The organism is Streptomyces sp. NPDC032745 (genome assembly GCF_055579465.1).
In genome coordinates this window covers 1-12,390 of the sequence record NZ_JBVING010000033.1, presented here as the reverse complement: position 1 = coordinate 12,390, position 12,390 = coordinate 1, and the positions used below count along the sequence as shown (strand labels likewise).

At 70.3% G+C, this 12,390-nt stretch carries 8 protein-coding genes; 2 read left to right on the top strand and 6 right to left on the bottom strand.

What is annotated here, in order from left to right:
- The 4 genes from ACZ5WG_RS40670 to ACZ5WG_RS40655 all read right to left on the bottom strand — a co-directional run.
- Nucleotides 1–3,285, bottom strand: a 3,285-nt coding sequence (locus ACZ5WG_RS40670; protein ID WP_468729685.1) for an amino acid adenylation domain-containing protein, incomplete at its 3' end; no start/stop codon positions are given.
- A 51-nt stretch (nucleotides 3,286–3,336) separates the two neighbouring features.
- Complete coding sequence (locus ACZ5WG_RS40665) at nucleotides 3,337–3,606, bottom strand: acyl carrier protein (protein ID WP_327745261.1); 270 nt, start codon at nucleotides 3,604–3,606, stop codon at nucleotides 3,337–3,339.
- 120 nt (nucleotides 3,607–3,726) lie between these two features.
- Nucleotides 3,727–5,457 (bottom strand): acyl-CoA dehydrogenase, encoded by a 1,731-nt coding sequence (locus tag ACZ5WG_RS40660; protein ID WP_468729684.1) that lies wholly within the window; start codon nucleotides 5,455–5,457, stop codon nucleotides 3,727–3,729.
- Nucleotides 5,458–5,614: 157 nt separating this feature from the next.
- Nucleotides 5,615–6,457 (bottom strand): ABC transporter permease, encoded by an 843-nt coding sequence (locus tag ACZ5WG_RS40655; RefSeq protein WP_468729683.1) that lies wholly within the window; start codon nucleotides 6,455–6,457, stop codon nucleotides 5,615–5,617.
- A gap of 186 nt (nucleotides 6,458–6,643) precedes the next feature.
- On the opposite strand from ACZ5WG_RS40655, the gene ACZ5WG_RS40650 reads away from it, so the two are divergent.
- Nucleotides 6,644–7,669: a MupA/Atu3671 family FMN-dependent luciferase-like monooxygenase gene (locus ACZ5WG_RS40650; protein WP_468729682.1), complete on the top strand. Its 1,026-nt coding sequence runs from the start codon at nucleotides 6,644–6,646 to the stop codon at nucleotides 7,667–7,669.
- A 143-nt stretch (nucleotides 7,670–7,812) separates the two neighbouring features.
- Entirely contained in the window at nucleotides 7,813–9,105 is a 1,293-nt protein-coding gene (locus ACZ5WG_RS40645) for an alpha/beta hydrolase family protein (protein WP_468729681.1), read from the top strand.
- Here the strand turns inward: ACZ5WG_RS40645 and ACZ5WG_RS40640 are convergent.
- Nucleotides 9,039–10,274 carry a cytochrome P450 gene (locus ACZ5WG_RS40640; RefSeq protein WP_468729680.1) on the bottom strand — a complete coding sequence of 412 codons (1,236 nt, stop codon included), beginning with the start codon at nucleotides 10,272–10,274 and terminating at the stop codon, nucleotides 9,039–9,041. The genes ACZ5WG_RS40645 and ACZ5WG_RS40640 overlap by 67 nt on opposite strands.
- Nucleotides 10,271–12,390: alpha/beta fold hydrolase (locus ACZ5WG_RS40635; RefSeq protein WP_468729679.1), on the bottom strand; the 2,120-nt coding region annotated here is incomplete at its 5' end. The genes ACZ5WG_RS40640 and ACZ5WG_RS40635, both read right to left, overlap by 4 nt.

Below are 12,390 nucleotides of genomic sequence, written 5' to 3'. Positions count from 1 at the left end.
CGCAACCGACTCATCAAACACACTGTGGAAAACAAACCCCTCCTGCAAAGCAGACAAAGGCAGCACATCCACCACACCACCAGGAACAGACCCCTGCAGTTCGGCCAGTTCGGCTTCCGGTAGCGCCGGGGGGAGTTCCGTCACCGTGTCCTGGGCCGGGCCTCCGCCGGCTGCGGCCAGTTCGGCGACGGTGGGGTGGCTGAAGACGTCGCGTGCTGTGAGGGTGAGGCCCGCGCGCCGGGCGCGGTTGACGAGACGCAGGGCCAGCACGCTGTCGCCGCCCAGTTCCTGGAATCCGTCGTCGATGCCGACGTCCGGGAGCCCGAGGAGTTCGGCGATCAGGCCGCAGAGCAGTTCCTCGGCGGGGGTGCGTGCGGTGCGCTTCGTGCCGGTCGGGGTGGTTGCGGCGTCCGGTGCGGGCAGGGCCCGCCGGTCCAGTTTACCGTTGGGGGTCAGTGGCAGGGCGTCGAGCGTGACGTACACGGCGGGGATCATGTGGCCGGGGAGCCGGGCTGCAAGGTGCGCACGGAGGTCGGCCGGGGTGGGTGCGTCGTCGCCGGCGGCGGGCACGATGTACGCGACGAGCCGGCGGTCGCCGGGGCGGTCCTCCCGTACGACGGCGACGGACCGGCCGACGCGGTCGTGGGTCGCGAGGGCGGTCTCGATCTCTCCGGGTTCGATACGGAAGCCGCGCACCTTCATCTGGTGGTCACTGCGGCCGACGTACTCCAGTTCGCCGTCGTGGGTCCGGCGGACGAGGTCGCCGGTACGGTACATGCGGTCGCCTGCGGCACCGTACGGATCCGCGACGAACCGTTCGGCCGACTGGGCCGGGTTTCCGAGGTAGCCGCGGGCGAGACCGGTACCCGCCAGGTACAGCTCACCCGTGGCGCCCGCGGGTACGGGCTGGAGCGAGGAGTCCAGCACATGGCCGCGGGTGTTCCACACGGGACGGCCAAGCGTGACCCGGTCGGTGGCGCAGGGGGCGTGGAGGCTGTCGCCGGTGGCTTCGGAGGAGCCGTAGAAGTTGATCAGGCGGGCGTGCGGCAGGACCTGCGCGAAGCGTTCGGCGAGCGCCGGCGGCAGGCTCTCGCCGCTGCTGACCCACAGGGTGCAGCTGTCGAGGTTGTGGTCCTCCTCGGCTTCGAGGAGTGCGGTCAGCAGGCTGGGGACCACAGTGATGCGGCCGATGCGGTGCCGGGCGATCAGCCGTGCCATGTCGATGGAGCTCTTCTCCGCTGCGGAGTCGGCCAGTACGGCGAGGGCTCCGTGGACGAGGACCCCGAGGAGTTCGGTGGTGCCGTCGACGAAGCTGAGGGAGGTCTTGACGAGCACCGGCTCGTTCTCGGCGAAGGGGTACGTGCTGCCGTACCACAGCAGCCTGTTGACCGCTCCCGAGTGCAGGTCGAGTACGCCCTTGGGGGTCCCGGTGGAGCCGGAGGTGTAGATGACGTAGGCGGGGTGCGCAGGGGTGAGCGCGTGGAGGCGTTCGGTGTCGGTGGGGGCTGCGCCGGACCGGGCGCCGATCGCGCGGGCGGTCTCGGGGTCGTCGAGCAGGACGGTCCGGATGCCGTCGCTGGCGGGCGTCGGCTGGCCGTCGGTCACGGCACGGGCGGTGATCAGGAGGCCGGGGGCGGCGTCCTGGAGCATGTGGGTGATGCGCTCGGCGGGGTACTGCGGGTCGACCGGGACGTAGGCGGCCCCGGATTTGAGGGTGGCGAGCACCGCGACGACCATGTCGAGGGAGCGCGGGAGCGAGAGGGCGACGAGCTGCTCGGGGCCCGCGCCGTGGTCGATCAGGTGGTGGGCGAGTCGGTTCGCCCGCTCGTCGAGTTCGGCGTAGGTCAGGGTGACGCCCGCGAAGTGCACGGCCTCGGCGTGGGGGGTCTTGGCGACCTGTGCCTCGAAGAGCTGGGGAAGGGTGGTGACGGGGACGGCGCGGGTGGTGTCGTTCCACTGGGAGAGCGCGTCGTGCTCGGCTTCTTCGAGGACGTCGAGGGTGCCGATCGCACGGTCCGGGTGGAGCACGGCCCGGCGCAGGAAGGTGAGGAACCGGTCCTGGTGCGCGGAGAGGTCCTGCTCGGTGTAGAGGGCGGGGTTGGCGGCGAATTCGATGTCCCATCCGCCGAGTTCCCCATCGGCGCGGAACACGTTGACGGTGAGGTCGGCGACCGGGCCGGTGGAGAGCTGGCGGGACACGGCGCGGGCGGAGCCGAAGGCCAGGGTGCGTTCCATGGCGAGGATGTTGACCTGTGGGCCGACGAGGGTGCTGCCGGTGCCGGAGCGGCCGAGGTCGCCACGGATGTCCTCGGCGCGGTAGCGCTGGTGGCGCAGGACGGCGCCGATGCGCCGGGTCGTCTGTTCGGCCAGTTCGGCGAAGGTGGTGGTGGGGCGGACGGCCAGTCGCAGGGGGAGCTCGTTGGCCTGCATGGAGGGGGTGGCGAGGGTGGTGCGGGTGACCCGAGTGCTGACCGGCAGGCCCAGGGCGAGGTCCTCGGAGCCGCTGAGCCGGTGCAGGTATGCGGCCACGGCGGCTATGACGGTGGACGACCAGCGGCCGCCGGGGCCGGTGAGTTCCTCGGCGTCCTGATGCGACAGGTGACGGAGCAGGCGCAGGGCGGTGGGAGAGGCGGAGGCGGTTCGGCCAGAGAGCCCGACCTGCTCGTCGAGACCTGCGAGCGTCTCGCGCCAGTGCTCAGCGTCGTCGTCGCGCCGCCGGGAGGTCCGGTACTCGGACTCCTCGGTGAGGAGCGCATCGAGGGTCCCGAAGGTGGCGGGCGACACGGTGGCGCCGGTGGTGAGGGCCGTGTAGTGGTCAGCGAGGCGGCGGGTGTGGAGGGACTGGCTGTAGCCGTCCATGACGATGTGGTGGTAGCGGAGGTGGAGCAGCCAACGGTTGGGGTTGACAGTGAACAGGGTGTAGCGGAAGGGGAGTTCGTTCGTCAGATCGATGACCCTCGCCAGATCCTCGCGCATCAGGCGCTCGGCGGTCAGGTCGGGATCCGCTTCGTTCGTGAGGTCGATCCGGTGCAGGTCGACGGGGGCGTCCGGGCGGCTGTGCTGCCAGGGCACGTCGTCCTCGACCTCGAACCGTACGAGGAGTGCCTCGGATTCGGCGATCGTCCGGCGGACGGCCTGCTCCAGCGCGGCGGTGTCGATGTCCCCGGTGATCTCGAAGACGACCGCGCAGTTGAAACAGGGGTTGGCGGGCTCCAGTTGCTGGGCCGTCCAGATGCCGCTCTGGGCTACCGACAGGGCACGACGAACGGAACGAACCTCAGACACTTGCTTCCCATTCCCTTGTTCAGTGAGCGGACCTTCAGGTGGCGAACGTGCTCAGGAAGCCTCTGCCGTCTTCGTGGCGAGTACTTCGACGAGAGAGTCGATGCTGGGGTGGTCCCAGACCATCGTTGCCTCGAGCTGCAGGCCCAGGTGGTCCTCGATCTCGACGACGATCGAGAGCGCGTAGATGGAGTCGAGGCCGTAGTCGGGCAGGGGGCGGTGGGATTCGATGTCCTCGGGGGGCATCCGGAGCAGGTCCGCCACCCTTTCGGTGAGCCAGGTGCGCAGGGCGCCGGCGTCGATGCGGTCTGCGGTTTCGGACATGGCTGGCTCCCAGGGGAAGTGTGGGTGGGTGGGTGGGGCGATGGAGCCGCGCGGTACACGGCCTGTGCGCGTCGCGCAGTGCGCTGAATGCTGCGTGCTGCGTGCTGTGCGGGCGATCCGTCAGGAAGGGGACAGCGCCGGGGAGCCGAGGCCGAAGCCGCGCGAGGAGTCGAGCCGCCGGGTCAGTTCCTCGTACAGCGGGCGTTCGAGGTGCTCGGGGAGGCTGGGCATCGGCGCGCCGATGGGGGCGCGGAGCCGGTGGAGGGCGGCCGCCGCCCACACCGGGTCGCGCAGGAAGGGATCGGGGTGCCGGCGGTTGTGCCGCCAGGTGCCGAAGCACGCTGCGGCGGCCAGCACCCTCGTGTACCGGGTGACGAGGTCGTACGCGGCGGAGTCCGCCGTGACGGAGAGCTCGCCGGGGGGCAGCTTCTCGCACACATCGGCGAGCTCGCGGAGCTCTGCGGCGAAGTGCTGTGCAGAGGAGCGGAGTTCGCGGGTGATGTGGTCGCCGCCCTCGGGCAGGTCGTCCAGGCCGGCGGCCAGTTCGGAGCTCAGGCGTTCGCGACCGGAGGCGCTCACGGTGAGGCGGTCGAACGGCAGGGGCGGCAGGTCACGGTCGAGCTGGAACAGCTCGGCGGGCGCCGGGGCCGTTCCGCCGCGCCAGGAGCGTCGGGCCAGGAGGGGGAGGTACGGCAGAAGGCCGGCCTGGCAGACGGCTCGGGCGGCGTGCCCGAAGCCTGCGGGTTGGATGTCGCGCAGCATCTTCTGGAAGATCGCGGCCTCGCCCTGCCGGATGTAGAAGTGCGCACCAAGCACCCCGGAGAGGCGGCTCATGGCGTCCATCAGCACCTTGGAGACGAAGAATTTCACGGCCTGGGCGTAGACGGAGGTCTCGGCCGGCAGCAGGTGCAGGGCGCGGGTGGCGACGGTCGCGAAGCCGTCGCAAAGCAGCAGGTCGGCGAACGCACCGGTGACCACGGAACGGACGTGCGGCAGGTCGGCCGCGGTCCGGCCATACAGCGGACGGGTCCGGGCATGGCGCAGGGTGATCCGCAGTCCGGTGTCCAGTACGCCGGTGAACATCGAGACCAGGGTGGTCCGGGTGATCTGGAACGATCGGATCGCGGTCTCCATCCCCTGGCCGGGCTCCCCCATGACGGCACCCGCGGGCAGGGGGCAGTCGCGGAATTCGATGCCTCCCAGCTGTACTCCGCGCATGCCGGCGGTCCGGAAGCGCGGCAGATGGGTCATGCGGTCGGCTGCGAGGTCCGCCTTGTCGACGAGGAGTTGTGAATGGCTGCGGGTACCGGCTTTGGAGTCGGTGCGGGCGAACAGGACGAGCGCGTCGCTGCGCCGGATGTTGGTGACCACTTCCTTGCGGCCGTTGAGCACCAGGCCGGAGGGGCCCGGTACGGCCTGGAAGTCGGTGCGCGCCATGTCGTTGCCGTGGGCCAGCTCGTGGTAGCATGCGGCCACCTTGCGGTTGGCCAGCAGCCAGCCCGCCGTGGTGCGCTGCTGCTCGGTGTTGCCGGCGGTCCACACGTTGACCGCGGAGATGAACGAGCTCGCGCCGTAGCCGAGACCCATGCACGGGTCGCGCCGGTAGACCGCCCGCATGACCTCGACGAGCTCGTCGAGACGGGTCAGGCGGCCACCGAGTTCGGCCGGTACGAATTCGGCGTTGAGGCCGTAGTCGTCAAGAAAGGCTTCGCCGTCCTTGAACGGTTCGGCTTGCTCGTCGGCCTCCAGGATTCGGTGGAATCCGAGCGGGTTGTCCGGTGCGAAGGGATCGGCGAACCCGGTCTCCAGCTCACCGATCCGATCCTGGAATGTACTGAACTCGCTTTTCACGAGTCGTCCCCCATTGCGCTCGTGTCCATGTCGAGCAGATGTGCGAAGTTGATCTCGCCGGGCGATGCTAACCACACGCCCGAGAGAGCGTCAACTGACATCCATGGCACCTACATTGTTGGTCAACTCACGTAAATAGCCCTGCTCTGCAGCCCCTTCACTGCACCGACGGGCGCCGGAACCCCCGCACCGCGGCGAACATCGCAATCGCCGCCACCAGCCCGCTCGTGAGGACGGATGCGAGGACTCCGGCGAGTGCCGGGGTACCGAGGGCCAGCGCCCGCGACGCGTCCACGGCATACGTCAGCGGGTTCACCACCGCGGCCGCATGCAGCCATGTAGGCATGCTGTCGAGTGGAATGTAGGCACTCGATGCGATCATCAGCGGAAGCAGGCCGACGGCGCTGATGCTCTGCATGATCCGGGCACTGCGCAACCAGGCCGCCAGCGCCATGAAGATCCAGGTGAGCGACCAGATCACCAGGATCGCCAGCAGCATCGCGGCCGCGACCCCCACCGGCCCCCCATGGGGCCGGAACCCCAGGAAGGCCGCGGCGCACACCAGAGTGACCACCATCTGAAGCATGAGCCGCAGGAGATCCGTGGCGGCCCGGGCGAACAGGATCCAGTGCATGTCGATGGGCAGGGTCCGGAACCGCGTCAGCATTCCGTTCTCCATGTCCCGGATCAACTGCGAGCCGGAGCCGGTGGCCGATCCGATACCCGTGGTCACCAGGATGGCGGGCATCAGGTAGTCGATGTACGAGACCCCGGAGGGGAAGTGGTCGGGATTCGCCACGTTGCCGAGCACCTGACTGAACATCAGGAGGAGCAGCAGGGACTGCAGCATCTGCAGGGCGAGCAGCCGACGGTCGGAGAGGTAGTCGCGCATGCTGCGCGCGGTGAGGACCTTGAACTGCGTCCACGGTCCACAAGCAGGCCAGCCCGAGGATCGGGCCACGGCCTCGGTCGGGTCCAGTTCTGGGGCGATGGCAGTCATCCGAGCTCCAATGTCTTCCAACTGCGGTTGTCGTCCAGCGCGTTGATCGGCGGCGCGACACCATGACTTTTACATCAGTTGATCACGAAGCGAATCACTCTGACAACAGTTGACCACCGCCGGCACCGCTGACTAGGGTCGCCGGGCCAACGCACCGTCAGCTCCGCACCTCCCAGAAGGAGAGCCATGGATTTCAGTCTTTTCTATTTCGCCGACGAGGGCTCCAACGACCGTTACCGGCTGCTCCTGGAAGGAGCGCGCTTCGCCGACACGCATGATTTCGCGGCGGTCTGGACCCCGGAGCGGCACTTCCACTCCTTCGGCGGCCTCTACCCCAACCCGGCGGTGACGGGTGCCGCAGTGGCCGCCGTCACCGAACGCGTCGGCATCCGGGCCGGCAGTGTCGTCGCACCGCTGCACCACCCGCTGCGGATCGCGGAAGAGTGGTCCGTGGTCGACAACCTGTCGGGCGGCCGGGTCGGCATCTCCCTCGCCTCCGGTTGGCACGCCGTCGACTTCTCCCTGCGCCCGGAGAACTACGGCGGCCGCAAGGAGATCCTCGCGGACACCATCGACCAACTGCGCCGCCTGTGGCGGCGCGAGCACCTCAAGGTCGTCGACGGGGACGGCAACGACACCCAGGTACAGACGTTCCCGGCACCCGTCAACCCCCGTCTGCCCCTGTGGCTGACCGCCTCGGGCAACCCGGCGGCCTTCCGGGCGGCCGGCGAGCTGGGCGTGGGCGTGCTCACCCATCTGCTCGGGCAGAGCCTTGACGACCTGGCGGCGAAGATCGCCGCCTACCGGGCCGCCCACACCGACGGGCCGGGGCACGTGGTGCTCATGCTCCACACCTTCCTCGGCACCGACGTGGACACGGTGCGGGAGACCGTCCGGGAGCCGTTCAGCAACTACCTGCGCAGCTCGATCGGGCTGCTCGCACAGGCCGCCGGCGACGTACTCCCCGACCTCGACCCGGACGACCTCGCGCCGGAGGACGTCGACTTCCTTGTCGAACGTGCCTTCGAGCGCTACTTCTCCACGGGCGGGCTGTTCGGCACCGTCGAGACGGGGCTGAAGATGCTGGAGCAGGTGCACGCCATCGGTGTGGACGAGGTCGCCTGCCTGATCGACTTCGTCGGCGACACGGACGCCGTACTCGGCGGCCTCGAGCACCTCGACGCGTTGCGCCTGGCCTGGCAAGCACGCTGACCCCTTTCCCGGCACGGCCGGTTCACCCGCACGGACGTCCCGTTCGAGCGACTTTCGGCCGCTCAGACGCCCCACCAACGTGAGGGGAGGGCCCGGCCGACCGGCCGATGCGCCGGTCGCCGCAGCGGCGCCACAGTGGGCCCATGCACCTCCGACGACGCCTTCGCCCGGCCGCCCTCCTCACGGGTGTCCTCGCGCTCCTGGTCCTCCCGGGACTGGCCCCACCCCCATCAGCTGCGCCGCACGGTGCAACGGAGGCCACGGGCGCGGCACCGGCGGCGCCATCGGTGGTGCCGCGCCTCCCCGAGCCTTCCGGTGGATTCCCGGTCGGCACCACCACGCTGCGCCTCGTCGACGAGGACCGCATCGATCCGTGGACGCACAGCGGCCCCCGCCGGCTGATGGTGAGCCTCTGGTACCCCTCGGCGGGCACGGCGGGCACGGAGCGGGCGCCCTGGATGCCCGCACCGGTCGCCGCCCGGTTCGCGGACCAGGCCGAACGGGTCCTCCGCACGGCCCCCGGCCGTATCGACTGGGCGGCCACGACGACCCACGCGGCGATCGACGCACCCGTCGCCTCCCCCCTCGCCGCACGTCCGGTGCTGGTCTATTCGCACGGTATGGCCACCACCCGCGCCTGGGGCACGGTCCTCGTGGAGGAACTGGCCAGCCGCGGCTACATCGTGGTGACGGTCGACCACACCCACGAAGCCTTCGGGGTCCAGTTCGACGACGGAGAAGCCGTCTGGGGCCGGCCGACCGGCTCCCGCACCGAGGACGGCCTCGCCAAGCCCATGCTGGTGCGCCTCCAGGACACGGAGTTCGTCCTGTCCGCCCTGGCCCGACAGAGCGTCCTGCGCAAGCTCCCCGGCGGGCTCGGCTCCGCGCTCGACCTGGAGAGGGTCGCCCTGCTCGGGCATTCTGCCGGGGGGATCACAGCCGCTGAGGCCATGGCGAAGGACCCGCGCATCGACGCGGGCATCGACCTGGACGGCTTCAACGTGACCACCGACCAGCACCTGTGGCCGGGGGTGCGGACCATCCTGCGGTGCGGCCTGGACCGCCCCTTCCTCATCCTGGGCTCGGACCGGGGCTCCCCGGCCGCCCTGCCGCGCGTTCTGACGGCCCGGTCGCCCCGGAACGTCACGTTCGAACGGCTCCCCGGCACCCGGCACTTCGCCTTCACCGATTTCCAGGCGGTGCTCCCCGACCTGCAACGCCAGCTCGGCCTGCCCCGCGAGCGAATCACCGAACTGATCGGCGACGCCGATCCCGGTACGACGCTGAAGCGCCAGCTCCGCCTCGTCACCGCCTTCCTCGACCGGCACCTGTCCGCGCCCGGCCGCGAGACCGGGCGCGGCACCCCCGGTCAGGTCGAAGCAGCCGGTCGCAGGCTCACCGGCAGCGTGGCCAGCCCGTGCAGGAAGTTGGAGTAGATGGGAGCGGGAGTTCCCCTGAGTTCGATGCGGTCCACGCTGCGGCGCAGGACGTCGAGCACCACCCGCAGCTCCGACCGGCCCAGGAAGGCCCCCAGGCAGAAGTGGGGGCCGTAACCGAACGCCACGTGTTTGTTCGGAGTGCGCGCCAGGTCGAACCGGCCGGGCTCGTGGAACACCGATTCGTCGCGGTTCGCCGAGCTGTTCCACAGGGTGACCACATCACCCTCTTCGATGAGTTCACCGCCGATCACCACATCGGTCAGTGCCCTGCGGCCGAAGTGCATGGTGGGGGTGACCCAGCGCAGCACCTCCTCGGCGGCGCTCTCCAGGGACACGGCGCCGCTCTTCAGCCTGGCCCATTGGTCGGAGTGCTCGACGAAGCCGGACACCGCTCCGATCATCGAGATCCGGCTGGTCTCGTCACCGCCGAGGATGAGGCTGTAGCAGTTGAAGACGATCTCCTCCTCGGTGAGGGGCTTCCCGTCGACCTGACCCGTGGCGAGGACGCTGACGACATCATCGACGGGGCTCTCCCTGCGGTACCGGGCCAGCTCGGAGAAGTAGAGCAGGATGTCGTTGCGGGCCGCCACGGCATCGAGTTCGGTGTGGGTGGGATCGACCGAGCTCAGAGCCTCCTTGTTCAGATCGAGCAGGAACTGGCGGTCACCCATGGGGACTCCGAGGAGATCGCAGATCGTAGCAATCGGAATCACCTCGGCGACCTCCTTCGCGAAGTCGCAGTCGTCCTTGGCCGCCATCCTGGGGATGAGCTCCTCGGTGCGCTCCCGGATGCCGTCGACCACCCTGCCCAGGGCGTGCGGCGAGAACGCCTTGAGGAGCAGGGTCCGGATCGCGGCGTGGCGCGGTCCGTCCGTCACGGCGAGCATGTGGCCGGCCGCGGAGTCCCCGCCCTTGAGCAGGGTGGCGAGGACGTTTCCGTGCTCAGAGGTGAAGGAGGTGTCGTCCCGGTAGACGGCCATCACGTCCTCGTGCCGGGAGAGTACCCAGAAGCCCGGGCCGGCCATGGTCTCGGGATGCCAGTGCACCGGGCGTTCGGCCCGGAACCGGCGCCACATCTCCGGCAGGTCCGTACTGATGAAGGTCTGCGGATCCGTGAGGTCGATCGTGTCGAGGTCCGACACGGCGGGTAGGGCGGTCGTGGTCATGCCGTCGGGTCCCCTGTTCGTTGTTCGGCGCGCAGCAGCGCGCGGGAGACGACCTCGGCGAGCGGCCCCAGGGCGGGGCCGCGCAGCAGATCGTCATGGGTGCAGTCGAGGTCGGTCCGCAGCACGCGGCCGGTAAGGTGTCCGTCCCAGCGGGCGGGCAGCGCTGTGTCCGGCTCTTTGTCGCCGGTCGCGACGACGAGGAGCGCGTCCCCGTCGTAGGTGCCCGGTGCGAAGGACCGCATGAGCGTTTCGTTGTGGGTGAAGACGCGGCTGATCGCCGCGGTGTCGGTCTCCTCGAAGACGGGACCGGCGATGTCCGCGTACTCCCGGAGCAGACGGGCGATCCGGGGATCTCCTTCGGTGGGCTCCGGGGCAGGGGCGCTCGGCCCCTCCACGCCGGTGGGATACGCGTCGAGCAGCAGTACGGAGCCGACCTCCGCGCCCTCGGCCCTCAGCTGCACCGCCATGGCGTGGGCGACCAGACCGCCGAAGGACCAGCCGAGCAGGTGGTACGGCCCGTGCGGTCGTAAGCGGCGGATCTCCTCGACGTACTCGGCCGCCATCTCCTCGATGCTGCACGGTAGTTGCCGGTCGGGGCCTTCACGCACTTCGGGGCCCTCGGGGCCGAGGCCGCGAGCCTGGAGTCCGTAGACCGGGCGGCCCTCGTCCAGGTGGGGCACGAGGCCGGCGTAGACCCAGCTGATGCCGGCGGCCGGATGGACACAGAACAGTGGTGGCTGGGCGCCCTCCCGGCGCAGCGGAAGCAGTACGGGAATTCCCTCGGCGGACTCGGCGGACTCCAGTCGGCGCGCCAACGCCGCGGGCGTCGGGTGCGCGTACAGGACCCGTACCGGGAGCCGTGTTCCCCCGTCGGTCCGAACCCGGGTCATCAGGCGGGTGGCCAGCAGGGAGTGTCCGCCGAGCTCGAAGAACGACTCGTCCACGCCGATGGAGGCGATGTCCAGGATCCGGGCGAACAAGTCGCACAGCTCGCGTTCGCGGTCGGTACGGGGGGCCCGGCCTGCGGGGGTGTCGGCCGGTCGGGCCGCCAGTGCCCGGCGGTCGACCTTTCCGTTGTCGGTGCGCGGGAAGGCGTCGGCCGTGACGAACACCGAGGGAACCATGACGGCGGGGAGGCGGAGCGTGGCCATCAACCGCAGCTCCCCGGTGTCCACCCGCCGACCGGGGACGGGGATCACGTGGGCGACGAGGCGGGGGCCCGCGTCCGTGTGCTGGAGGACGCACACCGCCTCCGCCACCAGCCCGGTCCCCGTGAGGACGGCCTCGACCTCGCCCGTCTCGATGCGGTGCCCGTGCACCTTGACCTGGTCGTCGGCACGGCCGGTGAAGAGGAGGGTGCCGTCGGCGTCCCGGGTCACCACGTCTCCCGTGCGGTACATGCGGGTGCCGGGCTGCCCGTACGGGTCGGCGCTGAACCGTTCCGCCGTGAGGGCCGGGCCGCGCCAGTAGCCGCGCGCCACTCCGGGCCCGGCGAGATACAGCTCGCCGGGCGTCCCGGGGAGCACGGGCCGCAGCCATTCGTCGAGCACGTAGGCCAGGGTGTCGCCGAGGGGACGCCCGATGGTCACAGCGCCGGCTCCGACCCGGCCGCCGGTGGACCAGATGGTGGTTTCCGTCGGGCCGTAGACGTTGAACACCTCGGCGGCGTGGGATCGCAGGCCGGCGGCGGTCGTCACGGGGAGGGCCTCGCCCCCGGTGAGGACCCGCATGCCGCGCAGCATCCCGGGGACCTCCGCAAGGAGTGACCGCCACAGGGTGGGGGTGGCCTGCATCACGGTCGAGCCCGAGGCCTCGGCCAGGGCGGCCAGCGCCGCTGGGTGGAGCACCTCGGCCCGGCGGGCGAGCACGACGCGGGCTCCCCGGATGAGCGGGGCGAAGAGTTCGAGCGCCGCGATGTCGAAGGACACGGTGGTGACGGCGAGGAGTCGGTCCTCGGGACCGAGTCCGATGTCCGCGCTCAGAACGGTGAGGAGCTGGACCAGGTTGGCATGGGTGACGACGACGCCTTTGGGGCGGCCGGTGGAACCAGAGGTGTAGATCACATACGCCGCGAGCCCCGCGTCCACCCGCTCCGGCAACCCGGACCCCGCAACAA